The organism is Paraburkholderia sp. BL21I4N1, from assembly GCF_002973525.1.
Taxonomy (GTDB): domain Bacteria; phylum Pseudomonadota; class Gammaproteobacteria; order Burkholderiales; family Burkholderiaceae; genus Paraburkholderia.
In genome coordinates this window covers 29,633-55,730 of record NZ_PVEN01000017.1, presented here as the reverse complement: position 1 = coordinate 55,730, position 26,098 = coordinate 29,633, and the positions used below count along the sequence as shown (strand labels likewise).

The 26,098-nt window shown below is 61.4% G+C and carries 28 protein-coding genes; 5 read left to right on the top strand and 23 right to left on the bottom strand.

Features of this window, described 5'->3' with window-relative positions:
- Positions 1 to 76 precede the first annotated feature (76 nt).
- From B0G83_RS30675 to pilM, 3 genes are all read right to left on the bottom strand, one after another.
- Positions 77 to 997: a hypothetical protein gene (locus B0G83_RS30675; RefSeq protein ID WP_105511103.1), complete on the bottom strand. Its 921-nt coding sequence runs from the start codon at positions 995 to 997 to the stop codon at positions 77 to 79.
- A complete protein-coding gene (locus B0G83_RS30670; RefSeq protein ID WP_308701514.1) occupies positions 994 to 1,665 on the bottom strand; it encodes a fimbrial assembly protein in 672 nt (223 codons plus the stop codon). The genes B0G83_RS30675 and B0G83_RS30670 overlap by 4 nt, the downstream gene beginning before the upstream one ends.
- A gap of 92 nt (positions 1,666 to 1,757) precedes the next feature.
- Entirely contained in the window at positions 1,758 to 2,750 is a 993-nt protein-coding gene (gene pilM / locus B0G83_RS30665) for a type IV pilus biogenesis protein PilM (RefSeq protein WP_105511101.1), read from the bottom strand.
- A 252-nt stretch (positions 2,751 to 3,002) separates the two neighbouring features.
- On the opposite strand from pilM, the gene B0G83_RS30660 reads away from it, so the two are divergent.
- Positions 3,003 to 5,402, top strand: a complete 2,400-nt coding sequence (locus B0G83_RS30660; protein ID WP_105511100.1) for a penicillin-binding protein 1A — start codon at positions 3,003 to 3,005, stop codon at positions 5,400 to 5,402.
- Positions 5,403 to 5,516: 114 nt separating this feature from the next.
- Here B0G83_RS30660 and cyaY read toward each other — a convergent pair whose 3' ends face one another.
- A complete protein-coding gene (gene cyaY, locus B0G83_RS30655; protein ID WP_105511099.1) occupies positions 5,517 to 5,834 on the bottom strand; it encodes an iron donor protein CyaY in 318 nt (105 codons plus the stop codon).
- A 35-nt stretch (positions 5,835 to 5,869) separates the two neighbouring features.
- On the opposite strand from cyaY, the gene B0G83_RS30650 reads away from it, so the two are divergent.
- Together B0G83_RS30650 and lysA are read left to right on the top strand one after the other, a co-directional pair.
- Positions 5,870 to 6,217, top strand: coding sequence for a lipoprotein (locus tag B0G83_RS30650; protein WP_105511098.1), 348 nt, complete (start codon positions 5,870 to 5,872; stop codon positions 6,215 to 6,217).
- A 9-nt stretch (positions 6,218 to 6,226) separates the two neighbouring features.
- Positions 6,227 to 7,489, top strand: a complete 1,263-nt coding sequence (lysA, locus tag B0G83_RS30645) for a diaminopimelate decarboxylase (protein ID WP_105511097.1) — start codon at positions 6,227 to 6,229, stop codon at positions 7,487 to 7,489.
- Positions 7,490 to 7,594: 105 nt separating this feature from the next.
- Here the strand turns inward: lysA and msrQ are convergent, their stop codons facing one another.
- The 5 genes from msrQ to B0G83_RS30620 form a co-directional block, all read right to left on the bottom strand.
- Positions 7,595 to 8,296: a protein-methionine-sulfoxide reductase heme-binding subunit MsrQ gene (gene msrQ / locus B0G83_RS30640; RefSeq protein WP_105511096.1), complete on the bottom strand. Its 702-nt coding sequence runs from the start codon at positions 8,294 to 8,296 to the stop codon at positions 7,595 to 7,597.
- 18 nt (positions 8,297 to 8,314) lie between these two features.
- Positions 8,315 to 9,310: a protein-methionine-sulfoxide reductase catalytic subunit MsrP gene (msrP, locus tag B0G83_RS30635; protein WP_105511095.1), complete on the bottom strand. Its 996-nt coding sequence runs from the start codon at positions 9,308 to 9,310 to the stop codon at positions 8,315 to 8,317.
- 202 nt (positions 9,311 to 9,512) lie between these two features.
- A complete protein-coding gene (ccsB, locus tag B0G83_RS30630) occupies positions 9,513 to 10,730 on the bottom strand; it encodes a c-type cytochrome biogenesis protein CcsB (protein ID WP_105511094.1) in 1,218 nt (405 codons plus the stop codon).
- Positions 10,731 to 10,734: 4 nt separating this feature from the next.
- Positions 10,735 to 12,948 carry a cytochrome c biogenesis protein ResB gene (locus tag B0G83_RS30625; protein ID WP_105511093.1) on the bottom strand — a complete coding sequence of 738 codons (2,214 nt, stop codon included), beginning with the start codon at positions 12,946 to 12,948 and terminating at the stop codon, positions 10,735 to 10,737.
- 115 nt (positions 12,949 to 13,063) lie between these two features.
- Entirely contained in the window at positions 13,064 to 13,717 is a 654-nt protein-coding gene (locus B0G83_RS30620) for a cytochrome c (protein ID WP_105511092.1), read from the bottom strand.
- 278 nt (positions 13,718 to 13,995) lie between these two features.
- Between B0G83_RS30620 and yihA the strand changes: the two genes are divergently transcribed.
- Together yihA and hemB are read left to right on the top strand one after the other, a co-directional pair.
- Positions 13,996 to 14,649 carry a ribosome biogenesis GTP-binding protein YihA/YsxC gene (yihA, locus tag B0G83_RS30615; protein ID WP_105511091.1) on the top strand — a complete coding sequence of 218 codons (654 nt, stop codon included), beginning with the start codon at positions 13,996 to 13,998 and terminating at the stop codon, positions 14,647 to 14,649.
- A gap of 246 nt (positions 14,650 to 14,895) precedes the next feature.
- Complete coding sequence (hemB, locus tag B0G83_RS30610) at positions 14,896 to 15,894, top strand: porphobilinogen synthase (RefSeq protein ID WP_105511090.1); 999 nt, start codon at positions 14,896 to 14,898, stop codon at positions 15,892 to 15,894.
- 226 nt (positions 15,895 to 16,120) lie between these two features.
- Here hemB and B0G83_RS30605 read toward each other — a convergent pair whose 3' ends face one another.
- From B0G83_RS30605 to rpsE, 14 genes are all read right to left on the bottom strand, one after another.
- Positions 16,121 to 17,410 (bottom strand): PDZ domain-containing protein, encoded by a 1,290-nt coding sequence (locus B0G83_RS30605; protein ID WP_105511089.1) that lies wholly within the window; start codon positions 17,408 to 17,410, stop codon positions 16,121 to 16,123.
- Between the two features lie 74 nt (positions 17,411 to 17,484).
- Positions 17,485 to 19,359 (bottom strand): protein-disulfide reductase DsbD, encoded by a 1,875-nt coding sequence (gene dsbD / locus B0G83_RS30600; protein ID WP_105511088.1) that lies wholly within the window; start codon positions 19,357 to 19,359, stop codon positions 17,485 to 17,487.
- Positions 19,352 to 19,684: a divalent-cation tolerance protein CutA gene (cutA, locus tag B0G83_RS30595; protein ID WP_105511087.1), complete on the bottom strand. Its 333-nt coding sequence runs from the start codon at positions 19,682 to 19,684 to the stop codon at positions 19,352 to 19,354. The genes dsbD and cutA overlap by 8 nt, the downstream gene beginning before the upstream one ends.
- 190 nt (positions 19,685 to 19,874) lie before the next feature.
- Entirely contained in the window at positions 19,875 to 20,267 is a 393-nt protein-coding gene (gene rplQ, locus B0G83_RS30590) for a 50S ribosomal protein L17 (RefSeq protein WP_035554761.1), read from the bottom strand.
- Positions 20,268 to 20,436: 169 nt separating this feature from the next.
- Positions 20,437 to 21,414: a DNA-directed RNA polymerase subunit alpha gene (locus B0G83_RS30585; RefSeq protein WP_006052226.1), complete on the bottom strand. Its 978-nt coding sequence runs from the start codon at positions 21,412 to 21,414 to the stop codon at positions 20,437 to 20,439.
- Positions 21,415 to 21,538: 124 nt separating this feature from the next.
- Positions 21,539 to 22,162, bottom strand: coding sequence for a 30S ribosomal protein S4 (rpsD, locus tag B0G83_RS30580; RefSeq protein WP_105511086.1), 624 nt, complete (start codon positions 22,160 to 22,162; stop codon positions 21,539 to 21,541).
- 147 nt (positions 22,163 to 22,309) lie between these two features.
- Positions 22,310 to 22,714 (bottom strand): 30S ribosomal protein S11, encoded by a 405-nt coding sequence (gene rpsK, locus B0G83_RS30575; RefSeq protein ID WP_006052224.1) that lies wholly within the window; start codon positions 22,712 to 22,714, stop codon positions 22,310 to 22,312.
- Positions 22,715 to 22,742: 28 nt separating this feature from the next.
- Complete coding sequence (rpsM, locus tag B0G83_RS30570) at positions 22,743 to 23,108, bottom strand: 30S ribosomal protein S13 (protein ID WP_012434566.1); 366 nt, start codon at positions 23,106 to 23,108, stop codon at positions 22,743 to 22,745.
- 42 nt (positions 23,109 to 23,150) lie between these two features.
- On the bottom strand, positions 23,151 to 23,267 hold the full coding sequence (rpmJ, locus tag B0G83_RS30565) for a 50S ribosomal protein L36 (RefSeq protein WP_004199844.1): 117 nt from the start codon (positions 23,265 to 23,267) through the stop codon (positions 23,151 to 23,153).
- A 20-nt stretch (positions 23,268 to 23,287) separates the two neighbouring features.
- Positions 23,288 to 23,506 carry a translation initiation factor IF-1 gene (gene infA, locus B0G83_RS30560; RefSeq protein ID WP_004521905.1) on the bottom strand — a complete coding sequence of 73 codons (219 nt, stop codon included), beginning with the start codon at positions 23,504 to 23,506 and terminating at the stop codon, positions 23,288 to 23,290.
- Between the two features lie 8 nt (positions 23,507 to 23,514).
- Complete coding sequence (secY, locus tag B0G83_RS30555; protein WP_105511085.1) at positions 23,515 to 24,861, bottom strand: preprotein translocase subunit SecY; 1,347 nt, start codon at positions 24,859 to 24,861, stop codon at positions 23,515 to 23,517.
- A gap of 48 nt (positions 24,862 to 24,909) precedes the next feature.
- The gene (gene rplO / locus B0G83_RS30550) at positions 24,910 to 25,344 is read right to left on the bottom strand and encodes a 50S ribosomal protein L15 (protein WP_035554754.1); all 435 of its coding nucleotides are present in this window, start codon (positions 25,342 to 25,344) and stop codon (positions 24,910 to 24,912) included.
- Positions 25,345 to 25,373: 29 nt separating this feature from the next.
- Positions 25,374 to 25,556 (bottom strand): 50S ribosomal protein L30, encoded by a 183-nt coding sequence (rpmD, locus tag B0G83_RS30545; RefSeq protein ID WP_007180126.1) that lies wholly within the window; start codon positions 25,554 to 25,556, stop codon positions 25,374 to 25,376.
- Between the two features lie 10 nt (positions 25,557 to 25,566).
- The gene (gene rpsE / locus B0G83_RS30540) at positions 25,567 to 26,085 is read right to left on the bottom strand and encodes a 30S ribosomal protein S5 (RefSeq protein WP_006052219.1); all 519 of its coding nucleotides are present in this window, start codon (positions 26,083 to 26,085) and stop codon (positions 25,567 to 25,569) included.
- Positions 26,086 to 26,098 lie beyond the last annotated feature (13 nt).

Here is a 26,098-nt window from a genome sequence, read left to right as displayed (position 1 = left end):
CGCAACAGGCACGCTCCCGGCGACGCGCCCCAACCCCAACACGATCGCGCGATCCGCGCCAATTTCGCCGAACTCATCATGAAGCCTCCATCAACGAAAGCGTGCGCGTCTCATCACCTCTGGCGAGCGTAATCCCAAGCGCGTCGAGCCTCGTGACGCGCTCGGCACCGATCAGTTGCCCAGCCGCGACGGTAGCCGCGCCCTCTGCCGTATCGAGCAACGCCAAACCACGCGTGCGATCGCGCAGCAGCCCGACCAGACGTAATGGCGAACCATCGGACACACCACCTGCGGCGAACATCTGCGGCGGCGAGAACGGATCGAAGAACACGAGGTCTTCGTCGTCGTCCGAATCGAGGCTGGCGTCGACGAACGTGTCCGCCGCCGCATTCAACGGCGCCGGCCGCAGCGCGCTAAATATATTCAGCGTCGCGTTCACCACCAGCGAACTGGCATCGCGCTTGACCGTCACGTCGACGGGAACGGTCAGCACCGGCAAATCCGAGAGCCCACGCAGAAACGCCATCAGGTGGACGAAATCGGTGCGCGCGGTGAACTGCAGCGGGCGCATGCTCTCAGCGCCGACGCCGCTGGCGGCGCCGGGCTCGAGGCTCAATAGCGTGACGTCGTTCCGCGCGGCCAGTTCGGAAACGACGCGCACGTCGTCCGCCGACGTCCACGACACGCCCGGACGCACCGCGCCCAGTGCCGCAACCTCCCGCCGCAATGTGGGCAACTGCGCGAACGAATGCCGCGCATCGGCGAGGCGTTGCGCGCTCGCCGCCAACGCCGACCGGCTCGCGTCCACGCCAGAAAAATCCGCGACGATCCAGCCATGCGTGCCGAGAGCGAACACTATCGCGGCAATCAGCAAGGCAACCACCCAACGGCGACGTCTGCTCCACGCATCGAACGGCACGCGCGCACGCTTTATCCAATGCGAGAAGAAAGACCGCGCACTAGCCGCGCCGCCAAACTCAACGAATGTCGTGCTCATTTCACACCTCTCGATAGTTCGGACTTGAGAGCAAGTGATGGCGCGGAGCCCCCCTTGCCAGCCGTCTTCAACACCACGTCGTCCCAACGCAAATGCGCGCCGAACTCGACCGGGCCGGACACGCCAACAACAGCGCCGGCGCCAGCAACCGCGCGCCCCGCGGCCCGCGTCGCCGAGCTATGCAGGTCGCTCACCTCCGCGCCTTTCACGCCGCGAATGCCGCTCAAACGTTTGAGCCACGCCGCCGACGCCGCATGTCCATGCGACGTCGCCAGCATTTGCGTCTCGTGTTCACGCTGACGCATCTGCTTCAACACCACGCCCTCACCCGGCCCGGAACTCAGCGCATCGATCAGATCGCGCAAATGCGTAAGCGGGTCGGACAAACGCCTTGCGCGGGCGGCGTTCTTGCTCTGCTCGTCCCGCGCGCGCAGCAGGGTCGCGTGCTCCGCGAGCGGCGCGCTCAGACGCGTGAACGCTTGATCGATCGACGCGCGCCGCGCATCGAACTGCATGCGCTCGAACGTTTGCCACCCGTTCACCGGCAGCACCGCCGCGCAACCGGTGAACGCTGCGGCCGTCCATTCAAGCAGCCGACGCCGACGCGCAAGCCGGGCATTGCGCTGCCGATAAGGCAGCAGATTGAAACCCCCGAGCCACGACCGCACGAAACGCACACCGCGAGAAGGCGAAGACGAAGATGAAGGCGATGACGAAAACACCGGCGGATGCGAACCCGCTCCCAGCAACAGACCGCCCATCATTCGAACACCCCGCGCAACGCCAGCCCGAACGCTACTGCGCCTTCCGGCTCGTGCAACAACGCATCGGTCTGCGGCCGCTCGAGGCCGCCGAGCATCGCCAGGTCGAAGGGCAGTACCGGGCAGCTCAACACATCGGCGATATCCACCATCGAAAAGCCCACCCCATCGAGCAGATCGACTTCGCCGCTCAGGAACGCGCAACGGATCACTGCGTCATGACCCAGATCGCGCAACGCGTCGGCGAGATCCGTGTGTTCGGGCGCCGGATAACGCATCTCATGGACCAGACAGTCTTCGGCGAAACGCCATCCGTACACGCCGTCCGTACCGATCCACAGCGCAACGTACGGCTCGTGCGGATCGAGTTCGCAACTCGCCGCATAGCGCATGGCGCGCAGGGCCGCATGGGGCTCGCCGTCGACGGCGGTCAGCGAAATGCCGGCGGCCGCCGCGCATTCCATACGCGCCTCGAGATGCTGGCGCGCGGTCGCGGCAATCGTCACCGAGCGGCTCGTGCCGGGCCTGTCGTCGACGTACCAGTCGACCGCCAGCGCATGCCACTCGAGCCCCGCGATCCGCTCGACCTCGTTCATCACCGCCGGCTCCAGTTCAATCAGTTCATGGCCGCCGTCACCCGCGCCGCCGCTTTGCGCGGCAAGCCGCGCGAGCGGCACCGTGGTCATGAGCGTGGCCGATGCCGGCACCGCCATCGCGCAACGCAGCGCCTGCACGGCACACGCGCGCGGCAAACCGGCAAACGCTTCGCGCAACGCGCGCGCCACCGCATGCCGGTCGGCGATCTCGGTGCCCGCCATCGCGCCCGGCGCGAGCGGCACGGTCGACACGTATTCGATACGCAGCGCCGAAGCCGGCAACGCGCGATGACTGATCACGACCAGACGCACGCTTTGCGAACCCACATCGATCCCCGCCGCGAAACGCAACGAGCCTGCCTGCAAGGCCTCAAACCAGGAATTTTTTAACGACATATGCCCTCCCTCAAACTCGCGCGGCGAACCATTCGAACGCGAGTAGCGAGGAAGAATTGTGCGCAAGCGCAGCGTCGAGCGACACTCAGCCGAATGGCTAACGTTGCGTGGCGCACGCCCCACACGGCATCAAAGCGTCTACAGTGAAGTCAATCCCGCGTGGCGCGCCGGCTTGTCGGGCAACATCCGTAAGCCGGCCGAAAGCTGAAAAGCGAGGCGGCTATAATCGCGGGACTGTTTTTTGGTGCCACTATGCAATCCACGTCTCCTACGTCCCCGCCGCCCGCGCCGCAGAAGCGCAAACGCCCGTTGTGGCTGAAGCTCGTCATCGGCTTTGTCGGTCTGATCGTCGCAGGCATTCTGTGCGTGCTGCTGGTGCTCGGCTATGCGCTGGTCGTGGCCACGCCGAACCTGCCGTCGCTCGACGCATTGACCGACTATCGGCCCAAGGTGCCGCTGCGCATCTACACGGCGGACCACGTATTGATCGGCGAATTCGGCGAAGAACGGCGTGACATCGTCCATATCCAGGACGTGCCCGATAGCCTGAAAAAAGCGGTGCTCGCCATTGAAGACGCGCGCTTCTACGATCACGGCGGCGTCGACCTCACCGGTATCGCGCGCGCCGGTATCGTCGCGCTGACCAATGGCCATGCCACACAGGGCGCCAGCACGATCACCATGCAGGTGGCGCGCAACTTCTTCCTGTCGAGCGAGAAGACCTACACGCGCAAGATCTACGAGATGCTGCTCGCGTACAAGATCGAGTCGAAGCTGACCAAAGATCAGATTCTCGAGGTGTACATGAATCAGATCTATCTCGGGCAGCGCGCCTACGGTTTCGCGAGCGCGGCGCGCGTGTATTTCGGCAAGGACCTGAAGGATCTGACACTGGCCGAGTCGGCCATGCTCGCCGGTCTGCCGAAAGCGCCGTCCGCGTATAACCCGGTGGTCAATCCAAAGCGCGCGAAGGTGCGTCAGCAGTACATCCTGCAGCGCATGGTCGAGCTGCACTACATCACCCAGGAGCAGTACGACGAGGCGAGCAAGCAGCCGCTCGTGGTCAAGGGCGCGGGCAAGGAATTCAGCGTGCACGCCGAATACGTCGCGGAAATGGTGCGCCAGATGATGTACGCGCAGTACCGCGAAGAGGCGTACACGCGTGGCCTGAACGTGGTGACCACGATCGACTCGGCCGATCAGGACGTCGCCTACCGCGCGCTTCGCAAAGGGCTGATGGACTACGAACGGCGACACGGTTATCGCGGCCCGGAGGCATTCATCGACTTGCCGTCCGACGCGGACGACCGCGAACAGGCTATCGACGACGCGCTACTCGAACATCCGGACAACGGCGAAATCATCGCCGCGGTCGTGACCTCGGCGAATCCGAAACAGGTGCAGGCCACGTTCATCGACGGCAATGTCGCGACCATTCAGGGCGACGGCCTGCGCTTCGCGCAAGCCGCGCTCGGCCCGCGCGCGCAGCCGAATCAGCGGGTGCGGCCCGGTGCCATCATTCGCCTGATCAAGAACGACGACGGCAACTGGTCGATCACGCAATTGCCGCAGGTGGAAGGCGCGTTCGTTTCGGTGATCCCGCAAGACGGCGCGATTCGCGCGCTGGTCGGCGGCTTCGACTTCAACAAGAACAAGTTCAACCACGTGACCCAGGCATGGCGCCAGCCGGGTTCGAGCTTCAAGCCATTCATTTTTTCGGCGTCGCTCGAAAAGGGGCTCGGACCGGCCACCGTCATCAACGACGCGCCGCTCTTTTTCAGCGCCGCGGAGACCGGCGGCCAGGCGTGGGAGCCGAAGAACTACGGCGGCGGTTTCGACGGCCCGATGACCATGCGCACCGCGCTGCAGAAGTCGAAGAACCTCGTGTCGATCCGGATCCTGAACCAGATCGGCACGAAGTACGCGCAGCAGTACATCACGCGCTTCGGCTTCGACGCGGATCGTCACCCCGCCTATCTGCCCATGGCGCTCGGCGCGGGTCTCGTCACACCGCTGCAAATGGCGGGCGCGTTCTCGGTATTCGCCAACGGCGGTTATCGCGTCAATCCTTATCTGATCGCCGAAGTCACCGATCAGCGCGGCATCGTGGTGGCGCACGCGCAACCGCTGGTGGCCGCGCAAAGCGCGCCGCACGCAATCGAACCGCGCAACGCGTACGTGATGAACAGCCTGCTGCTGAGCGTCGCGCAACGCGGCACCGGCGCGAAGACCAACGTGTTGAAACGCACCGACATTGGCGGCAAGACGGGCACGACCAACGATTCGCGCGACGCGTGGTTCGCCGGTTATCAGCACACGCTCACGGCGATCGCGTGGATCGGCTACGACAATCCGCGCAGTCTCGGCGACCGGGAAACCGGCGGCGGCCTGGCGCTGCCGGTGTGGATCGAGTACATGAGCCGCGCGCTCAAGGGCGTGCCGGAGTACAAGATGCCGATGCCGGAAGGCATCACCGAAATCGGCTCGGAACTGTATTTCGACGACTTCACGCCGGGCAACGGTTTCGTTTCGACGGTGGGCATCAGTCAGGCGGCGCTCGACGCCGACGCGAGCGGTGCGTCGGCGGTTGCGCCGGAGCAGGTCGGCGAGCAGGAGAAGCAGGACATCATGAATCTGTTCCGCGGACACTGAGGCCGTTCTTCCTGGCTCTTCCTGGCTGGTGGTTTTTTAGCCCACCAGAAATACAAAAACCGCCGCGTTCGATACGCGGCGGTTTTCGTTTACGCAATTAGATGGCTGCCGCGCTTATGCTTCGAAGTGAACCGGCTCGCCAGCCTGTTGCGTCGCGTACTCCGACAGCGCGGAGAAAAACTCCGTGCCGTTGCGGGTATCGCGCCACTCGCCATCGACAAAACGGAAATGAAAACCGCCCGCTTTCGCGGCGATCCAGATCTCGCTCATGGGCGGTTGCAGGTTGACGATAATCTTCGTGCGATTCTCGAATTCGAGGGTCAGCACGTTGCCGCTGCGCTCGAGTTCGATGTCGGCGGCGATGTCGTCAACCGCGCGTTCGATGGCGGCTAGCGCGGCTTCCGCGCGGGTCAGGTAATCACTATCGGACATGCTAAACTCCATCGATTATTTATTCAGGGACAGTCATGCGAGTCGTATCTCGGATGCGCGCGGCGGCGCCCGGCCGCGCGATTGTAGCGGGTTTAGCCATTCTCGCAGGTTGTGCACTGGCCGGCTGCGGACAACGCGGTTCGCTCTATCTGCCGGCCGTACCGCCGCTCCCGGCCAAGCCGGCCGATCGTACGCAAACACCGCCGGCCGCGACCAACCCCGCAGTGAATCCGGGCACGCCGAGCCCCATGGGTGAAGTGCCGGACACCTCGGGCTCGCCGCTCTCGCTGGCGCCGGAAACCGAACTCGCCACGCCGCCCGCTTCCGCTGCCTCCGCTACGGCTGCACCGCTGCCTGCCTCCGCCGCCACACCCGTTCAATAAGACTTCCGCATGACTCGATCCGCATTTGACTACGTCGACGGCGTGCTGCACGCCGAAGGCGTGTCCGCCGTCTCCCTCGCCGAGCAGTTTGGCACGCCGCTGTACGTCTATTCGCGCGCCGCGCTGACTGCCGCGTGGAACGCGTACGCAGGCGCTTGCGCAGACCGTCGCGCAACCGTGCATGTGGCCGTTAAGGCCAATAGCAATCTCGCGGTGCTGAATGTGTTCGCGCGTCTCGGCGCGGGCTTCGACATCGTGTCGGGCGGCGAACTGGCGCGTGTGCTGGCCGCCGGCGGCAAAGCGGAAAACACCGTGTTTTCCGGCGTCGGCAAGCATGCGGACGAAATGCGCGACGCGCTCGCGGCCGGCGTCAAATGCTTCAACGTCGAATCGATTCCCGAACTCGACCGTCTGAATGCGGTGGCTGCGGCCATGGGCAAGAAGGCGCCGGTTTCGCTGCGCGTGAATCCCGACGTCGACGCAAAAACGCATCCGTATATTTCCACCGGACTGAAGTCGAACAAGTTCGGTGTCGCTTTCGAGGACGCGCGCGCCACCTATCAAGCCGCCGCCGCCATGGCGAACCTCGAGGTGGTCGGCATCGACTGCCATATCGGTTCGCAGATCACCGAAGTCGCGCCCTATCTGGACGCGGTCGGCAAAGTGCTGGAGCTGGTCGAGCAGATCGAGCAGGACGGCGTAAAGATTCGCCACATCGACGTGGGCGGCGGTCTCGGCATTACCTACGACGACGAAACGCCGCCGGAAATCGGCGAGTTCGTGCGCACGGTGCTGGATCGTATCGAAGCGCGTGGCCACGGCCATCGCGAAGTGTATTTCGAGCCGGGCCGTTCGCTGGTCGGCAATGCGGGCGTGCTGCTTACGCGCGTCGAGTTTCTGAAGCCGGGCGCGGAAAAGAACTTCGCCATCGTCGACGCGGCGATGACCGATCTCGCGCGGCCCGCCATGTACGAGGCGTATCACGCAATCGACCCCGTGCTGAAGCACGACGTGCCGGCTCATGTGTACGACGTGGTGGGTCCGGTGTGCGAAAGCGGCGACTGGCTGGGTCGCGAGCGCCTGCTCGCGGTCGAACCCGGCGACCTGCTGGCGATCCGCTCGGTCGGCGCGTACGGTTTCGTGATGAGCTCCAACTACAACACCCGTCCGCGTGCGGCCGAGGTGATGGTTGATGGTACACAGGTGCATCTGGTTCGTGCACGCGAAGAGGTCAAGCAGTTGTTTGCGGGCGAAACGATCTTGCCGGCGTAAACGTCAACGACCTGACGTTGCAAAGAAAAAGGGCAATGCCGCGAAACGGCATCGCCCTTTTTCTTTTGGCAGGTCCGGCGCGCGGAAGGAGATGAAGCTCGCCGCTTACCGCGCCGTCACTCTCCGTTCGCGCATCCACACGATCAACCGCCAGCCCAGCAGGGCCACCATGATCGCGCCGTAGATCTTCGGCAGCACCAGATCGTGTTTGCCCGCCTTCATCCACCAGAAATGCAGGATCGCGAGCGCGCCGATCGCATAGATCGAACGATGCAGCATCTGCCAGCGTCGCCCGAGCTTGCGCACCATCGCGCGCGGCGACGTCACGGCCAGCACGATCAGCAACACGAACGCCGCGAAGCCCACGGTGATGAACGGCCGCTTGCCGATGTCCTTCAGAATCGCGGCGACGTCGAACCACTTGTCGAACCAGAGGTAGGTCGTGAAATGCAGCGTCGCGTAGAAGAACGCGTAGAGCCCGAGCATGCGGCGAAAACGCACGAACGCGGCCACGCCGGTCAGCCTGCGCAACGGCGTCACCGCCAGCGTGACGCAGAGGAACACGAGCGTCCACAAGCCCGTGGAGCGCGTGATGAACTCGATAGGATTGGCGCCGAGCCGATCCGTCACGCCGAACAGCACGATGCGCGCGAGTGGATACCATGCGGCGATAAACACCACGATCTTCGCCGGTACGATCCAGCGCGCGCCGCCCGTGGGGCGTCTTGCCTGTGCCGACGCGGCAGCAGGCGCACGCGCCGCCTTACGCGGTTCGGCTTGTGTAGCCGGTTGCGTATCGGAAGCCATATCGTCGAAGTCGTTCGCTCAAAAGTTCTTCTTCAGGTCCATGCCCTGATACAGCGACGCGACCTGATCGCCGTAGCCATTGAACATCAACGTCTTGCGCTTGGGTGTGAAGAACCCGTCTTCACCGATACGCCGCTCCGTCGCCTGACTCCAGCGCGGGTGATCGACATTCGGATTTACGTTCGAATAGAAGCCGTATTCGTTCGTCGCATACGTGTTCCAGCTGGTCTTCGGCTGTTTGTCGAGAAAGCGGATTTTCACCAGCGACTTCGCGCTCTTGAAACCGTATTTCCATGGCACCACGATGCGCACTGGCGCGCCGTTCTGATTGGGCAGGATCTGGCCGTAAAGCCCCATGGTCAGCAAGGTGAGCGGATTCATCGCCTCGTCCATGCGCAGACCTTCGGAGTACGGCCAGTCGAGCACTGGCGTCGACAGTCCCGGCATTTGCGACGGATCGGCCAGCGTAATGAACTGCACATACTTGGCGTTGCCGGTCGGCTGCACGCGCTTGATCAACTCGGCGAGCGGCACGCCGATCCACGGAATCACCATCGACCACCCTTCGACGCAGCGCAGCCGGTAGACACGCTCTTCGAGCGGCGCGAGCTTCAGCAGTTCGTCGATGTCGTACACCTTCGGATTCTTGATCTCGCCCTCGACGCTCACCTTCCACGGATGCGGCCGCAACGTCCCCGCGTTCTGCGCGGGATCGGCTTTATCGGTGCCGAACTCGTAGAAGTTGTTGTACGTGGTGATGTCTTTGAACGGTGTGATCTTGTCGAGTGCGACGAATTTGGCGTTGGTCTTCGCCGCCAGTTTCTGCGCCTTCGGATCCGGCGACGTGTACGCCGCCAACGCCTCGCCGTTTGCGCCGATCAGACCGCCGAGCGCCATCGCGCCGGCCGCCTGCAACACGCGCCGCCGGTTCTCGAAGACGCGCCGCGGCGTGATTTCGCTGCGCGCGATATCGTCGCCGCTGAGTTGAATTCTGTCGCTTCGCTTGATCCACATCGTGCAGCTCCTTGCCGGTCGCGTGTCTGTCCGGGTTGTCCGGTCAGATGGCGAAATCGCCTGTTCGTTCGGGTATCTGTCCTGCCACACCGTAGGTACTCTCAGGACGAACACCCTGGATGCAGCAAATATTCCGCCAGCCATAAAAAAACCGCCGGTGCGAAGCACGCGGCGGTTTTTAGTCGGCTCGAAGCGGCAGATCTTACAGCTTGCCGTAGCTATGCAAGCCCGACAGGAACATATTGACGCCGAGGAACGCGAAGGTCGTGACCAGCAAGCCGGTCAGCGCCCACCATGCCGCGACCGCACCGCGCAGCCCCTTCATCAGACGCATATGCAGCCATGCCGCGTAGTTCAGCCAGACGATCAGCGCCCACGTTTCCTTCGGGTCCCAGCTCCAGTAACCGCCCCACGCTTCCGCGGCCCACAGCGCGCCGAGAATCGTCGCGATCGTGAAGAACGCGAATCCGACAGCGATCGACTTATACATCAGGTCGTCGAGCACTTCGAGCGGCGGCAGACGATCGGCCAGCACGCCGCGCTCTTTCGACAGATACGCGACCCCCACCATGGCCGACAGCGCGAAGCTGCCGTAACCGATGAAGTTCGCCGGCACGTGGATCTTCATCCACCAGCTTTGCAACGCCGGCACCAGCGGCTGGATCTGCTGCGCGTCGCGCGCGACCGAGTACCACATCAGGAAGCCGACGGCCGCGCTGATCACCAGCAGCACGAACGCGCCGAGCGCGCGGGTGCTGTAGTGCTGCTCGTAGTAGAGGTAGAACAGCGCGGTGATCAGGCTGAACAGCACGAACACTTCGTACAGGTTCGAAATAGGAATATGGCCGACGTCCGCGCCGATCAGGTACGACTCGTACCAGCGCACCATCAGACCGACGAAGCCCATCAGCACCGCGGCCCACGTCATCTTCGAGCCGATTGCGGCGCCGGTCGGCGAGCGCGACAGCAGGCCGATCCAGTAGAACACGGTGGCGAACACGAACAGCGCGCTCATCCAAAGAATCGCGGACTGGCTCGACAGGAAATACTTGAGGAAGAACGCGTTATCCGCGCGGCTCAGGTCGCCGTGGTAAATCTGAATGGCCAGCAACGACAGCGCCGTGATCCCCACCATCAGCAAACGCACCGGTTTCCAGCGCCAGCCGAGCACCATGAAGACCGGCACCGCGCACACGAGCACCAGCTTGTCGTAGTAATTCATGAACGGGTGATAGCGCGACAGCGCAAACCCGGCGCCCGCGACCATCGCGACGGCGAACAGCCAATCGACGACGCCGAGCCGTTTCAGGAACGGCCGTTCGTCGTATTGCGCGACATTCAGCGCATTGAACGACTCTTCCGCGTTCGCCTTTTTCGGGCGCGCGGGCGAGGAGGAGGAGGAAACCTGAGTCAAGTCCATGATCTTACCGGGTCGAATCTTGTGAGCTTGCGGACGGCGCGCCGGGGTGGCCGGGCTTGTCGGAGCCGCCGGATGCTTCAGTGAGTTTGGCGCCCAGTGCGGCGCCGACAGCGTCGCGCGTTTGGACGAACTCTTTCTCGAAGTCGAGCGTTTTACGTGCGCTCGACATGGCCATCACGATGTTCGTGCCGTGATCGGTGTCTTTGAGCCAGAACCACAGGCGCCGTTCGCGGACGTAGAACATCGAAAAGATGCCCAACACGAGAAGCAGGCTGCCAAGATACACGACTTTTTTGCCCGGCGCGCGCGTCAACTGAAATACCGAAGCTTGCACCTGCTTGAATGAGTCGAGCTGTAAATAGACCGGCGAACCATACAGAAAGCTGTCGGATATCGCGTTGATCGAGCTCTGGATGAATCGGCTCGCGTCCGCGTTGGCCGTCGCCGCGGGCTCGCCGAGTTGCTGACGGGACAGTTGCCACAGATCCCAGGTGGAGCCTTCCAGCATGCGCAGCAGCAGACCGGCGGCTTTTTCCTGCTCGCTCTTCGGCACGGAATGGTCGATAAAGCCGGCGATCGCCTGGAAGCCGCCGACCGGTTGGCCGTTCGGCAGCTTGATGCTGTTGTCCGCGCCGGCAAAGAGGGTCAGCACGCGCAGCGCGCTTTCTTCGAGGTGCTGCTGCAGTTCCGTGTTCGAACCCGGCACCGAGCGCAGCGCGAAGCTGTGCGCGGCCGCGGCGCGCATGGCCGGATCTTCCAGCGTGGCACGCAGGTTCATCCATTCCTTGACCGTGCCGCCGCTGTCGGCGGGAATCCGCAAATAGCGGAACGGATCGTCCGGATTCACGCGCATACCGGCAAGGAACATCCGCTCGCCGGCGACGTCCACCGGCAGCATGTAGTTGTTGTACTCGCGCGCCTGACCGTCTTTGTCGCGCACCTTGTACTGCACCGACGGGCCGACATTGTGCAGATCGAGCGGCTTCGACGATTTGGCGCCGGAGCCGAGCCGTTCGTCGAAGGCTTCCTTCAGCGTACGATGCGCGGCCACGCCACGTGCGTCGTTCTGGCCACTGCCGTTCGACACGTTTTCGACGTTGATCGCTCGGAAATCGGTGAACTCGACCGTCTGACCGTCGGCAAGCGGCGTTGCCGTGCTCAACGACGCATTGCCGCCGATCGTGCCGCCGAACGGCGCGGTCTTCGCGCTCGCGCCGCTCATCGGGTAGGCCGTCATCTGCATCTGCGAGCCGCCGTCCTGGAAGCTCGACTGATAGATCGAGACACCGTCGTAGGTGAACGGCTTGTTCACTTCGACGCGCGCCGGCACGCGCGCGCCGGTCTTGTGGTCGACCACGACGATGTCGCTCGCAAACAGCTTCGGCATGCCCGTCGAGTAATAGTCGACGATGAACTTGTTCAACTCGATCGAGAACGGCAGGTCCTGAATGAGCGAGCCGTCCGGCTGGTTCAGGATCGCCGTGGACACGTGCTGCCCTTCCGGCACCCACGCATAGCCGCGGAAGGTCGGGTTGGACTGCGACAGGCGATGTTCCGGCGGAATGTCGTTGATCACCGTGTTGGCGCGGATCGGCGACTTGTCGAACAGCCACATTTGCAGCTTGATCGGCAGATTGCTGTCGAGCAGACCGCCCAGGCAGATCACGACGATCGCGATGTGCGCCGAGATATAACCGAACTTGGTCAACGCCCCGCGCTTCGCGGCGATCAGCGTGGCGCCTTCCGACTCACGCGTGACGAATTTGTAGCCGAGCCTGGCCGAGAGCGTGGCGAGCACCATCGACGTCTGCGCGCGCGTGCCGTTCACCGCGAACTCGCCCTTGTGATGGAACGCGCGCAGGCTGCCTTCGCGAACCTTGTCCTTCCAGCTCTTCGCGTCGGCGAGCATTTTCGGCGCATTGCGGATCACGCACAGCGACACCGACACCATCAAGAAACCGAGAATCAGCATGAACCACCACGAGCTGTACACCGTGTACAAGCTCAACGAGCGGAAGATGTCCGCCCAGAACGGGCCGAACTGATTGACGTAGTTGGGATACGGATCGTCCTGCGTGAGAACGGTGCCGATGATGCTGGCGATCGACAGAATCACGAGCAACGAAATGGCGAAGCGCATCGAGCTCAAAACTTCGATGACATTGCGCGCAATGCGATTGCCCGACTTCGACTGCAAACCCGACGTGGTGACGCTCATTCATACTCCGACTGAACAGCAAAAAAGGGTGAAGGGCTGTCGTAGGCACGACGCCCCCACCCTTTTCTTGTTTTGCACCGGCCTCGGCGGGCCGGTTGCTTTGCGTGCGAACCCTTTAATGCAGGCCCGCGATGTAATCGGCGACTGCCTTTATCTCACTATCCGACAACCGTGTGGCAATGGCATGCATCGGCTCGTTGTTGTTGCGTGCGCCTGGACCTTGCGTGAACGCCAGCAGCTCCGTCACGGTGTACTCAGCCCATTGCCCCGACAGACGCGGATACTGCGATGGAATCCCCTGACCGGTCGGGCCGTGGCAGCTCGCACACGCCGGCACACCCTTGTCCGCGATCCCGCCGCGATAAATCTTCTGACCGAGCGGCACGGTGTCTTTGTTGTGCGCGTAGCCGGGCTTCGGCGTCTGCGTCGAAAAATAGGCAGCGACGTTGACCATGTCCTGATCGGACAGAGCGGCCGCCATGCCCGCCATGATCGCATTGTTGCGTGCGGGCTGCTTCGCGCCGGGCTGGGTCTTGAAGTCCTTGAGCTGCTTGACGAGATATTCGGGATGCTGGCCCGCCAGCTTTGGATACGCACCGCCGGCGCTGTTGCCGTCTGCACCATGGCATGACGCGCACACCTGTACCGCGATTGCCTGCCCCCGATTGATGTCCGGTTTTGCCGGATCTGCTGCTCGTGCCTGAATTGCCAAACCTGAAAGACCTGCCGCTACATGAAGCACCATCAGAGTCTTGCTCAGTCGATTCATTCGCACACCCTGTCTCGTCTTGTGGGATTTTTAGAGAGTCCCTGAGGGACTTTCTTCGGGGCGGAAAACCTGGGACAGCCCAGCGTTTTCTTGAAGATTTTGCAAACTACGACAGCGACCGACAGACCCGTGAAGAGCCGCCAAGGCACGCGGGCTGGCCCCCTCAGGTTTTCAGTAAACCATCGTATTGTACAATAACTCGCTAATCGCTAAGACGCCAGTCGGGCTTGACCCGTCCCCACTCCGGGTTCCCCGGCGTCTCGAATACCGGCCTGATCATGTCCTTCCTGCTCCACCAATCCCGCTTTTTCACGACCGTCAATCACTTGCGTGATCTGCCGGCTACCGCGCAACCCGAGATCTGCTTTGCGGGACGCTCGAACGCGGGTAAGTCCACGGCCATCAATATTCTGTGCAACCAGAAGCGTCTCGCTTTCGCCAGTAAGACGCCGGGCCGCACGCAGCACATCAATTATTTCTCGGTGGGCAAGGAAGAGGAGCCGACCGCGTATCTGGTCGACCTGCCGGGTTACGGCTATGCGGAAGTGCCGGGCGCCGCCAAGGCGCACTGGGAAGCGCTGCTATCCACCTATCTGCAATCGCGCTCGCAATTGCGCGGCATGATCCTGATGATGGACTCGCGCCGACCGTTGACGGATCTGGACCGGCGCATGATCGAGTGGTTCGCGCCGACCGGCAAGCCGATCCACACGCTGCTGACCAAATGCGACAAATTGACGCGCCAGGAAAGCGTGAACGCATTGCGCGCTACGCAGAAAGGTCTCGCTGAATACCGCACCGCTGGCTATCGGGGCGAGTTGACCGCGCAATTGTTCTCGGCACTCAAACGCGTTGGGATCGACGAAGCGCACGAGCTGGTTGAAAGCTGGCTGATCCCCAATGCGGCGGGCGAAGCGGACGCCGCGCAATAAACCTTGCGGGTGCCGGATCAAAACCAGACGGCATTTCCGGCCGCCCATAAAAAAACCCGCCGCTTTAACGGCGGGTCAAACAGCCTAATCGAAAAAACGACAGGCACCCGCTCAGGGAGGAGAAGCGGGGAGGTCAGCGCATGGCGCCTTGCTCGATCGGTATGATATACCATTGTCTCGAAAAGTTTCCGGGGCGGAGGCAGGCGTTACTTGCCCACTCCACACATCCACGATCTTCGAGTCGATATGAGCTTTTATCCGCACTACCGTCCGCGCCGCATGCGCCGTGACGATTTCTCGCGTCGCCTGATGCGGGAAAACATCCTCACCACCAACGACCTGATCTACCCCGTGTTTGTCGTCGAAGGCACCAACGTACGGCAAGCCGTGCCGTCGATGCCGGGCGTCGAGCGCGTGTCGGTCGATCTGCTGATGGGCGTCGCCGCGCAATGTGTCGAGCTGGGCGTGCCCGTGCTGTCGCTGTTTCCGGCGATCGAACCCTCGTTGAAAACGCCTGACGGCCGCGAAGCGATCAATCCTGCCGGCTTGATTCCGCGCGCGGTTCGCGAACTGAAGAAGCAGTTCCCCGAGCTGGGTGTGCTGACCGACGTGGCGCTCGACCCGTACACGAGCCACGGCCAGGACGGCGTGCTCGACGAAAACGGTTACGTCATCAACGACGAAACCGTCGAGATTCTCGTCGAACAGGCGCGTGTTCAGGCTGAAGCGGGCGTGGATATCGTCGCGCCGTCGGACATGATGGACGGGCGCATCGGTGCTATCCGCGAAATGCTCGAGAGCGAAGACCATGTCCATACGCGGATCATGGCTTATGCGGCCAAGTTCGCGTCGGCGTTTTATGGCCCGTTCCGCGATGCCGTCGGCTCCGCCACGAACCTGGGCAAGAGCAACAAGATGACTTACCAGATGGACCCGGCCAATTCGAATGAAGCGCTGCGCGAAGTGCAAGCCGACATCAACGAAGGCGCGGACATGGTGATGGTCAAGCCGGGTATGCCTTATCTGGATATCGTGCGTCGCGTGAAAGACGAGTTCCAGTTTCCGACGTACGTGTATCAGGTGAGCGGCGAGTACGCGATGCTGAAGGCGGCGGCGCAGAACGGCTGGCTTGATCACGACAAGGCGATGATGGAATCGCTGCTGGCGTTCAAGCGCGCCGGCGCGGACGGCGTGCTGACGTACTTCGCGCTGGATGCCGCCAGGATTCTGCGCTCGCAGAAGTGAATTGATGCGGCCGCGTTTTTTGGCGTGAGGTAAGGCTGAGAAAAGAACGGAGGCACGACCCTGAAGTCGCGCCTCCGTTCTTTTATGAGGCTCTCGCGGAGCGAGAGCTGGGTGCCGTGGGTGCCGTGTTGCGCGAAGCAAAAGCATGTTTGCGCGCATCATGCCGCTGTGACGAGGCGCTTGCCGTTGGCGGTTCGGCAGGCTTCTCCGCCCAGCCCAACGCCGATTAGTCAGCCTCGACCACCATTGCCTTGCGCTCGACACTCAACTCCAGCAGTTTGGTCTCTCGCTCGATCCCCAGCTTCACCGTAGTGGCCGGTTGACCTCGAATCAACGCGGTGATCTGCTCGAGCGACATCGCCGCCGTGGACTGACCGTCGATGCTCGTGATGCGATCGCCAGGTTTCACGCCAGCGAGTTGCGCCGGTGCGCCGGGAATCACCGCGCGCACCAACGCGCCCGTGTCGTTCACCGGCTTGGCAATGCCGATACCGATGCCAACCAGCGATTGCGTGGCCGCCGGCAGACGCAGCCATTTGTCGGGCATGCCGCTGTCGCAATCGGTACATCGCAGCGAACCGTCCGCCTCGCGCTGGAAGCGGAACAGCGGCCTGGCTGTCGACGCGCATCCCCGCGCCTGCGACGTATCACGCAGCACGAGACCCTGCTGGCTCTGGCAAGCCCGCAACGTATTGGGCATGGCCGGCAACTGCGGTCCCGCCAGGATACCGAACGACACGTAGGCAATATCGCCCTTCACTACTACCGCCGGCTGCGCGGGTTCGAGCAATTGCCCTTTGCGCCACGCGTCCCATGCCGTTTTCAGATCTGGATAGGGCGACGCCACGTAGGTGCCGTTCAACGGACCATTTGGATGAGTGGCGCGCTCGCGTAGTCCGGGCGGTAAGACGATGCTCGGCCGATAGCGCGGTGCGGCGTCCTCGCCTCGCAACTGGCCATTGCTGAACGTGAGTATGAACAGCTTGCCGTCGCGTTCGGCGAGGACCTGCCCGGATTCGTCGACATCACCTATCGCGTCATAGCTCGGAGACTTTGCCGGACGGCCATCGCCTTGGACGAAGCTGACCAGATCGTCTTTGCGCACCTGAATCAGGCCGATGGAGTCGAGCGTGTCGATTTTGACGCTTTGATACGCGAATGGCAGCACGACTTTGCCGGTTTTCGCGTCCAGCAATCCATATTGCGAGTCGAGCCGGCCTTCGGCGAGATCGGGGAAATTGTCGTGTGTTTCGATTTCCAGATCGTCGTAGCCGGTGGCGTTGAGCGGCGTGCCGTTCCGGTAGAGGTAATACTTGCCAGCGCGCTGGATTACTTCTGACGTGGACGCCGACGTGGTTGCGTTGGCGGACGGATCGGTTGATTCGCTTGCGGCCCACGCACAAGACGTGAACAGCGCTTGCGCCAGCAGAAGGGCGGCGATTAGCGTCCTCGCGGCCTTGGGTGAGCTTTCGATGCGATTGTGACGCGTTGCGTTGCTCGTCTTCGTGGGTCGCACCGGTTCGTCCTTTTTAAGGTGACGCAGTTGCCTTCTTGTTCCGACGTGCACTCATCAAACCCGGCCAGTCTCACTCAGGCCCCCGGCGCGCTCACCCGGTCCAGACTGCGCAAGAACTTATCCGCGGACTCGTAGCCAACCACCCGCAGCACTTCCTTCCCGCCCTGATCGAAGAAAATAATGCCGGGCGGCCCAAACAGGCTGAAACGCTTGAGCAGCATCTGATCGTCCGAATTGTTCGCGGTAACGTCGGCGCGCAGCAGATTCATCTGTTTCAATTTCGCCTGGACGCGTGGATCGCTGAACGTGAATTTTTCCATCTCTTTGCAGCTGACGCACCAATCCGCATAGAAATCGAGCATGGCGGGTTGAGCGGCCGTTTTAACGGCTTGGTCGAGCTCCGTCGATGAACGGACCGGCGCGAACGTCAGATCGTCCTGCTGCGCCGTACCGGGCTTATTGGACACATTGGCGACAGACGCCTCCTGCCCGCGCGCAGCCAGCACGGCAAGCGGCCGCAGCGGATCGGACGATCCGGCTGCAAGACCGACCAGCAGCACCGCAGCCCAGATGGCAAGCGCCGCACCGACACCCCGGCTCAACCGACGCCACACTGACGACTCGACGCCCGGTGCCGAGAACAAGCCGAGCGACGCCGCCGCGATCAGCAGCCAGAGCGCGCTCAATAGCATGGTCGCGGTCGCACCCAGCACCGGCCAGACGATCCACAACGCTGCCGCGAGCAGCACCACGCCGAAGAAGACCTTGACGCCGTCCATCCACGCGCCGGCTCGTGGTAACAGCGTGCCGGCGCCCAGCCCGAGGATCAGCAGCGGCACGCCGAGGCCGAGCCCCATCGAAAACAGCGCAGCGCCGCCGAGCACGGCGTCGCCGGTATGTGCGATAAACGCCAGCACGGCAAACAGCGGCGCCGTCATACAGGCACCGACCACCAATGCCGACAACGCGCCCATGACCGCGACCGCAGCGAACTTGCCGCCGGCACGCCCCGTGGAGGCGCGCGACACACCGTCCTGCCAACGCTGCGGCAACGCGATGTCGAAGCCCGCGATCAGCGTCAGCGCAAAAATGGTCAGCAGAACGCCGAACGCACCGAGCACCCACGGATTCTGCAGCCATGCGCCGAGACTCTGGCCGACCATCGCGGCGGCAACGCCCAGCGCGGTGTAGACCAGCGCCATACCGATCACATACGCCAACGACAAAGCGAAGCCGCGGGCACGTGTCACCCGCGCGCCCTCGCCGATGATGATGGCCGACAGAATCGGAATCATCGGATACGAGCACGGCAGCAAGCTGAGCACAGCGCCGGCAACGAAATAGAGCCCGATGATGGCGAAGAACCCACCGCCTTGAAGCAGCGACTGCGCATAGTCGGCGTTTGTGGCGCGCTCATACCAAGGCGTGCCGCTGGCTGCCGGGGATTGCGGGGCGGCGGCAGGAGTCGCTGTGCTCACGGCCGGCTGCAAGGCATCGCCGCTGACGTGGTAGACGCGCTCCATCGGCGGATAGCAAATGCCGGCATCGGCACAGCCTTGTGACGTCACGGCCAGATCAAAAGGGCCGGTCGCCTGCTTGATCGGGATACGGATCGTCAGCTCATTACGATACGTTTCGACATTCTTGTTGAAGGTCTGATCGAACTTGACGTGACCAGCCGGCAGTTGCGGCTCACCGATTGTGGTCGTGCCGTTGCGGGTCGCGAAGGCGAAACGCTCGCGGTACATGTAGTAGCCGTCCGCAATCTTGTAGGTGACATCGACTTCGCTTGGTTTCTCCGTCGCGCTGAATTTGAACGCAAGCGCAGGATCCAGAAAATCGTCCGCGGCGCGCGCGAGCGTGCCGAACTGCGCGAGTACGAGGCTGGCGAGCAGCAGGAATAGGGTGCGCAGCGCCACGCGCGCACGTCGGTCAAGACCGTTAAACATGGAGGGGACGTTGGGTTTCAGCGGTGATCCACTGGCTATAGGCGGCCGACGCCGTCGCTTGCCACGAGAGGATTTCCGGCGTGTCGTAGGGATGATGCGTGTGAATGTATTGTTCAAGTTCCAATGCACGTGCGACGCTGGTCTTGAACAGCAACTGGATCTCTTGCGCAGACTCGATCGTGCCCTGCCAGTGGTAACTGGACTGCACCGCGCCTAACTGCGTGACGCAGGCGCATAGCCGTGCGGCCAACGCATCCGTAGCAAGTTTCTGAGCGACGGCCGCATCCGGAACCGTGGTCAGAATCAAGGTCACACACTGGCTCACAACAGGCTCCGGCGACGCACGATTCAGGTGCCGTTATCGTATCACCTAGCCCCATGCTCTCGCAGACGAGACCACGGCGATCAGGCGGCCTTGGGCGTTTTGTCGCGGCGGATATCTGTCGACCACGCTTTCGGCTCCCGAAAACAAAAAAGCCAGGCTAGGTGCCTGGCTTTTCTTGGTTGCTAAAAGCTTACTCAGCTTCTTGCACTTCAACTTCTTCAACTTCCGGACGGTCGAGCAGTTCGACCAGTGCCATCGGCGCATTGTCGCCATTGCGGAAGCCGAACTTCAGCACGCGCAGGTAGCCGCCCGGACGGGTAGCGTAACGCGGGCCCAGAACTTCGAACAGCTTCGTAACCGAGTCACGATCGCGCAGGCGGTTGAACGCCAAACGACGATTTGCCAGCGACGGCTTCTTGCCGAGCGTGATCAGCGGCTCGACAACTTTACGGAGTTCTTTTGCTTTCGGCAGCGTGGTCTTGATGACTTCGTGCGCGATCAGCGAGTTGGACATATTACGGAGCATTGCCAGACGGTGGCTGCTCGTGCGGTTCAGTTTCCGCAAACCATGACGGTGACGCATGTTAATTCCTTCGATTCAGAGTTTTGGTCCAGCTCTTCTATCGCACTCGATTCACCAGAAGGTGTGAGTGCACGGGCCGGTAGTGAAAAAAGACAAGACGCGGATTTTAAAGGAAAATCCGCGTCTTTGCCAGTGCCGCAGCGGGTTCTGTCCCGGTATGACTCTCGACTTACTTGTCCAGACCTGCCGGCGGCCAGTTTTCGAGCTTCATGCCAAGCGTCAAACCACGCGACGCCAGTACTTCCTTGATTTCGTTCAACGACTTGCGACCCAGATTCGGGGTCTTGAGCAGTTCGTTTTCCGTGCGCTGGATCAGATCGCCGATGTAGTAAATGTTCTCGGCCTTCAGGCAGTTCGCGGAACGAACCGTCAGCTCGAGATCATCGACCGGACGCAGCAGGATCGGATCGATCTGCGGCGCACGCGACGGCGCTTCCGCCGTTGCCTCGGTACCTTCCAGAGCAGCGAACACCGACAGTTGATCGACCAGAATGCGAGCTGATTGACGGATCGCTTCTTCCGGCGAAATCACACCGTTCGTTTCGATGTTCATCACGAGCTTGTCGAGGTCAGTGCGCTGTTCGACGCGAGCGCTTTCAACGGCGTAGCTCACGCGGCGAACCGGCGAGAACGACGCGTCCAGCACGATACGGCCGATGATCTTGGCCGACTCTTCGCCATAACGACGTACATTGCCGGGCACATAGCCGCGGCCCTTTTCGACCTTGATCTGAACGTCGAGCTTACCGCCCTTCGACAGATGCGCAATCACGTGATCCGGGTTGATCACTTCGCAGTCGTGCGCGAGTTCGATGTCGCCAGCGGTAACAACGCCTTCGCCTTCCTTGCGCAGCGTAACCGTCACTTCGTCACGGTTATGCAGCTTGAAGACTACGCCCTTCAGGTTCAACAACAGGTTGACCACATCCTCTTGCACACCGTCGAGCGTCGAATACTCATGTACGACGCCTGCGATCGTCACTTCGGTCGGCGCGTAGCCGATCATCGACGACAACAGCACGCGCCGAAGCGCGTTACCCAAGGTGTGGCCGTAACCGCGTTCAAACGGTTCCATGACCACTTTCGCATGGCTCTCGCCAAGCGATTCAACTGCGATGATCTTGGGCTTCAACAAACTGGTTTGCATAGGTTTTCCTTTTCAATACCCTCGGCTCGTTACACCGATAAGGCTGACCGGTAACAACCTGAAAATAAACAGCCGAGACATCTCCTTGCGCAACGCAATCGAGGTGCCCCGGCCGTTAATCCGATTACCGCGAATACAATTCGACGATCAGGCTTTCGTTGATATCGCCGGCGATGTCGCTACGCTCCGGCTTCGACTTAAACGTGCCTTCGAACTTCTTCGAATCCACAGCGACCCAGCTCGGCAGACCGCCTTGCTCAGCCAGCGAAAGCGCTTCGAGAATACGCGCTTGCTTCTTCTTCTGTTCGCGCACGGCAACGATGTCGCCTGCCTTCACTTGCATCGACGGGATATTCGACACGACGCCGTTCACCGTGATCGCCTTGTGGCTAACCAGCTGACGCGCTTCAGCGCGCGTCGAGCCGAAGCCCATGCGATACACGACGTTGTCCAGACGCGACTCGAGCAACTGCAGCAGGTTTTCACCCGTGTTGCCTTTCAAGCGGTCGGCTTCGGCGAAGTAACGACGGAATTGACGCTCGAGAACGCCGTAAATGCGCTTCACTTTTTGCTTTTCGCGCAACTGCGTGCCGTAGTCGGACGTGCGTGCACCCGAGGTGCGGCCGTGTTGGCCAGGCTTGCTGTCAAGCTTGCACTTGTCAGCGAGCGAACGACGGGCGCTCTTCAGGAAGAGGTCAGTGCCTTCACGGCGGGACAGCTTGGCCTTAGGGCCGATATAACGTGCCACGTTGATTCCTTCTATGATTAATCACGCAGGTGCTTGCACCTACGCTAGTCCGAACCCTTTGGGTCGAACGGTGGGCTTAGTCAATTCAATAGCACAAGCGGCCTGCCGCCGCGCAGGGCGGCAACAGGCGCTCGTAAAATCGGCGTCTTAAATACGACGACGCTTCGGCGGACGGCAGCCGTTGTGCGGGACAGGAGTCACGTCGGAAATCGCGGTGATCTTGATACCAAGACCATGCAACGCGCGCACCGCCGACTCACGACCAGGACCAGGGCCCTTGATCCGCACTTCGAGGTTCTTCACGCCGTATTCCATCGCCACGCGGCCTGCCGATTCGGCTGCCACCTGAGCTGCAAACGGGGTCGATTTACGCGAACCCTTGAAGCCTTGACCACCCGACGTTGCCCAAGCAAGTGCATTGCCTTGACGATCGGTGATCGTGATGATGGTGTTGTTGAACGACGCGTGAACGTGAACCACGCCCTCGGCGACGTTCTTCTTGACCTTCTTGCGAACGCGTTGCGCCGCGGAGTTGTTCGAAGCCTTAGCCATTACGTTTTCCTGTAACTGTCAGTTCCGCTTACTTCTTCAGCGATTGCGCTGCACGACGCGGACCCTTGCGCGTACGGGCATTCGTACGCGTACGTTGGCCGCGCAGGGGCAAGCCCTTACGATGCCGCACGCCACGGTAGCAGCCGAGATCCATCAGGCGCTTGATGTTCATCGTCGTTTCACGGCGCAGATCGCCTTCTACGATGAACTTGCCGACTTCTTCACGCAGCTTTTCGAGGTCTGCGTCGTTCAGGTCTTTGACCTTCTTCGAAAATGCCACACCAGCAGCGACGCAAATGTCGCGCGAGCGCGTGCGGCCGACACCATAAATAGCCGTCAGGCCGATTTCGGTATGCTGGTGATTCGGGATGTTAACCCCTGCGATACGAGCCATTGTTTTTCCTCAAACAAAAAGCGCTAGCAAAAAGCGCGGCGTTCAGCCTTGACGCTGTTTGTGGCGCGGATCAGAGCTGCAAATCACGCGCACAACGCCTTTGCGCTTGATGATCTTGCAATTGCGGCAAATGCGCTTAACCGATGCCATCACTTTCATGATATTACCCTTTTTTCAAATCACTTCGCCCGGAACACGATCCGCGCACGCGACAGATCGTAAGGCGTCAATTCAACCGTCACCTTGTCGCCCGGCAAGATTCGGATGTAGTGCATCCGCATCTTGCCGGATATGTGTCCCAATACGACATGGCCGTTTTCCAGCTTCACCCTGAAGGTAGCGTTAGGCAGGTTTTCGATGACTTCACCCTGCATCTGGATAACATCGTCTTTGGCCATAAGTCCTTTCAACGCATCGGGACGCCGCCGCCTTTGAAATTAGCTTTCTTCAGCAGCGATTCATACTGTTGCGACATAACGTACGACTGCACCTGCGCCATGAAATCCATTGTGACGACGACAATGATCAGCAGCGACGTTCCACCAAAATAAAACGGCACGTTCCAGCGCAGTACCAAAAACTCGGGCAGCAGGCAAACAAACACGATGTAGATCGCACCAGCCAGCGTCAGACGTGTGAGGATGCGGTCAATGTATCGCGCTGTTTGATCGCCCGGGCGGATGCCTGGGACGAAAGCGCCACTCTTTTTCAGGTTGTCGGCCGTTTCTCTGCTGTTGAACACCAGTGCGGTGTAAAAGAAACAGAAGAAGACGATCGCCAACGCGTACAACAACACGTACACGGGTTGACCGGGCTTAAGAGCTTCGGCCACATTGTGCAACGTGTCTGCGAACCAGCTGGTACGCGACCCCGAACTAAACCAGTTCAGGATGGTTGCCGGGAAGAGAATGATCGACGATGCAAAGATCGGCGGAATCACGCCCGACATGTTCAACTTCAGCGGTAGATGCGAAGACTGTCCGCCGTATATCTTGTTGCCGACTTGCCGCTTGGCGTAGTTCACAAGAATCTTGCGCTGGCCGCGTTCAATGAACACCACCAGATACGTTACTGCAGCAATCAGCGCGACCACGATAATCGCCGAGATGATGCTCATCGAGCCGGTTCGCACCAGTTCGAATAGACCACCGATTGCGTTCGGGAAACCCGCCGCAATACCGCCGAAAATGATGATCGAGATACCGTTGCCAAGCCCGCGCTCCGTGATCTGCTCACCCAGCCACATCAGGAACATCGTGCCGGTCACCAATGTCACGACCGTCGTCAAACGAAACACCATCCCCGGATCGATCACCAGGCCCGGCTGATTTTCCAGCGCCACGGCAATGCCGAACGCCTGGAACGTCGCCAGCAGAACCGTAAAGATACGCGTGTACTGCGTGATCTTCCGCTGCCCCGCCTGCCCTTCCTTTTTCAGCGCTTCCAGCTGCGGCGACACAATCGCCAACAACTGCATGATGATCGACGCCGAAATGTACGGCATGATCCCCAGCGCAAAAATCGTGAACCGCGAAAGTGCGCCACCCGAAAACATGTTGAACATGCCAAGGATGCCGCCCGACTGGCTTTGGAACAACTTTGCCAGCTGGTCCGGATCAATACCCGGCACCGGAATGTGCGCGCCGATACGGTAGACGATCAACGCCAGCAGCAAAAACACTGCTCGCCGACGCAGATCGCCAAACTTCGCCGCGCCGCGACCGGGTTTTGCGAGAATCGGGCTGTTAGCCAAGTAACTTCTCCGATGCTAATGCTAGTGACGGCAAAATCGACTTGCGCGTTACTCGGCGAACGAGCCGCCGGCTGCTTCGATAGCAGCGCGCGCACCCTTCGTCGCACCCAGACCCTTCACAACGACCTTGCGCTTCAGCTCGCCGGTTTTGATGATCTTGGCGCTCGTGATCATCTCGCCAATCAGACCAGCTTGCTTCAGAGCCAACAGATCGATTTCGTCGACCGGCAGCTTCTCCAGATCAGAGAGGCGCACTTCACCGACGAACTCCTTCGTCAGCGAGGTAAAGCCGCGCTTCGGCAGGCGACGTTGCAGCGGCATTTGACCGCCTTCGAAGCCAACCTTGTGAAAGCCGCCCGAACGCGACTTCTGACCTTTATGACCACGGCCAGCGGTCTTGCCGAGGCCAGAGCCGATGCCGCGACCAACGCGACGCTTTGCGTGCTTCGCGCCTTCAGCCGGCTTCAGGTTATTCAATTCCATTATCAACTCCTTGAGTCCTGGTCAGCCGCTTAGCTGATGACCTTAACGAGGTACGAAACCTTGTTGATCATGCCGCGCACAGCCGGCGTGTCCTGCAACTCGCTAACCGAGTTGAGTCGGCGCAGGCCCAAGCCACGCACCGTTGCACGGTGCGTTTCACGGGTGCCGATCAGGCTCTTGACGAGCTGGACCTTGACAGTTTTATCAGACATGGTGTCCACCTTAGCCCAGAATATCTTCGACGGACTTGCCGCGCTTCGCCGCGATATCGCCCGGCGTCGACTGCTTGCGCAGACCGTCGAGCGTTGCGCGAACGAGGTTATACGGGTTCGTCGAACCGTGGCTCTTGGCCACAACGTTCTGCACGCCCATCACGTCGAACACTGCGCGCATCGGACCGCCAGCGATCACACCGGTACCATCCTTGGCCGGAGCCAGGAGGACCATCGATGCGCCATGCTTACCGTGCACTTCGTGTTGCAGGGTACCGTTCTTCAACGGCACCTTGAACATGTTGCGGCGAGCCTGTTCCATCGCCTTCTGAACAGCGACCGGCACTTCCTTCGCCTTGCCCTTGCCCATACCGACGCGGCCATCACCGTCGCCAACCACGGTCAGAGCGGCGAAGCCGAGAATCCGGCCACCCTTCACGACCTTGGTCACGCGGTTGACCGAAATCATTTTTTCACGAAGGCCGTCGTCGCGTTCGTCAGCCTGAACTTTCGCTTGCATCTTTGCCATGACGAATTCTTCC

Bases quoted from the DNA above. Each gene is read 5' to 3' on its own strand.
- msrP (WP_105511095.1), bottom strand. From the start codon at position 9,310: ATGTGGATCAAGCGAAGCGACAGAATTCAACTCAGCGGCGACGATATC.
- rpsM (WP_012434566.1), bottom strand. From the start codon at position 23,108: ATGGCTCGTATCGCAGGGGTTAACATCCCGAATCACCAGCATACCGAA.
- rpsK (WP_006052224.1), bottom strand. From the start codon at position 22,714: ATGGCTAAGGCTTCGAACAACTCCGCGGCGCAACGCGTTCGCAAGAAG.
- B0G83_RS30585 (WP_006052226.1), bottom strand. From the start codon at position 21,414: ATGCAAACCAGTTTGTTGAAGCCCAAGATCATCGCAGTTGAATCGCTT.
- B0G83_RS30660 (WP_105511100.1), top strand. From the start codon at position 3,003: ATGCAATCCACGTCTCCTACGTCCCCGCCGCCCGCGCCGCAGAAGCGC.
- B0G83_RS30675 (WP_105511103.1), bottom strand. From the start codon at position 997: ATGAGCACGACATTCGTTGAGTTTGGCGGCGCGGCTAGTGCGCGGTCT.
- rpmJ (WP_004199844.1), bottom strand. From the start codon at position 23,267: ATGAAAGTGATGGCATCGGTTAAGCGCATTTGCCGCAATTGCAAGATC.
- rplQ (WP_035554761.1), bottom strand. From the start codon at position 20,267: ATGCGTCACCGTCATGGTTTGCGGAAACTGAACCGCACGAGCAGCCAC.
- lysA (WP_105511097.1), top strand. From the start codon at position 6,227: ATGACTCGATCCGCATTTGACTACGTCGACGGCGTGCTGCACGCCGAA.
- rpmD (WP_007180126.1), bottom strand. From the start codon at position 25,556: ATGTCTGATAAAACTGTCAAGGTCCAGCTCGTCAAGAGCCTGATCGGC.
- B0G83_RS30650 (WP_105511098.1), top strand. From the start codon at position 5,870: ATGCGAGTCGTATCTCGGATGCGCGCGGCGGCGCCCGGCCGCGCGATT.
- rplO (WP_035554754.1), bottom strand. From the start codon at position 25,344: ATGGAATTGAATAACCTGAAGCCGGCTGAAGGCGCGAAGCACGCAAAG.
- msrQ (WP_105511096.1), bottom strand. From the start codon at position 8,296: ATGGCTTCCGATACGCAACCGGCTACACAAGCCGAACCGCGTAAGGCG.
- rpsE (WP_006052219.1), bottom strand. From the start codon at position 26,085: ATGGCAAAGATGCAAGCGAAAGTTCAGGCTGACGAACGCGACGACGGC.
- yihA (WP_105511091.1), top strand. From the start codon at position 13,996: ATGTCCTTCCTGCTCCACCAATCCCGCTTTTTCACGACCGTCAATCAC.
- pilM (WP_105511101.1), bottom strand. From the start codon at position 2,750: ATGTCGTTAAAAAATTCCTGGTTTGAGGCCTTGCAGGCAGGCTCGTTG.
- infA (WP_004521905.1), bottom strand. From the start codon at position 23,506: ATGGCCAAAGACGATGTTATCCAGATGCAGGGTGAAGTCATCGAAAAC.
- cyaY (WP_105511099.1), bottom strand. From the start codon at position 5,834: ATGTCCGATAGTGATTACCTGACCCGCGCGGAAGCCGCGCTAGCCGCC.
- B0G83_RS30620 (WP_105511092.1), bottom strand. From the start codon at position 13,717: ATGAATCGACTGAGCAAGACTCTGATGGTGCTTCATGTAGCGGCAGGT.
- hemB (WP_105511090.1), top strand. From the start codon at position 14,896: ATGAGCTTTTATCCGCACTACCGTCCGCGCCGCATGCGCCGTGACGAT.
- ccsB (WP_105511094.1), bottom strand. From the start codon at position 10,730: ATGGACTTGACTCAGGTTTCCTCCTCCTCCTCGCCCGCGCGCCCGAAA.
- B0G83_RS30625 (WP_105511093.1), bottom strand. From the start codon at position 12,948: ATGAGCGTCACCACGTCGGGTTTGCAGTCGAAGTCGGGCAATCGCATT.
- dsbD (WP_105511088.1), bottom strand. From the start codon at position 19,359: ATGTTTAACGGTCTTGACCGACGTGCGCGCGTGGCGCTGCGCACCCTA.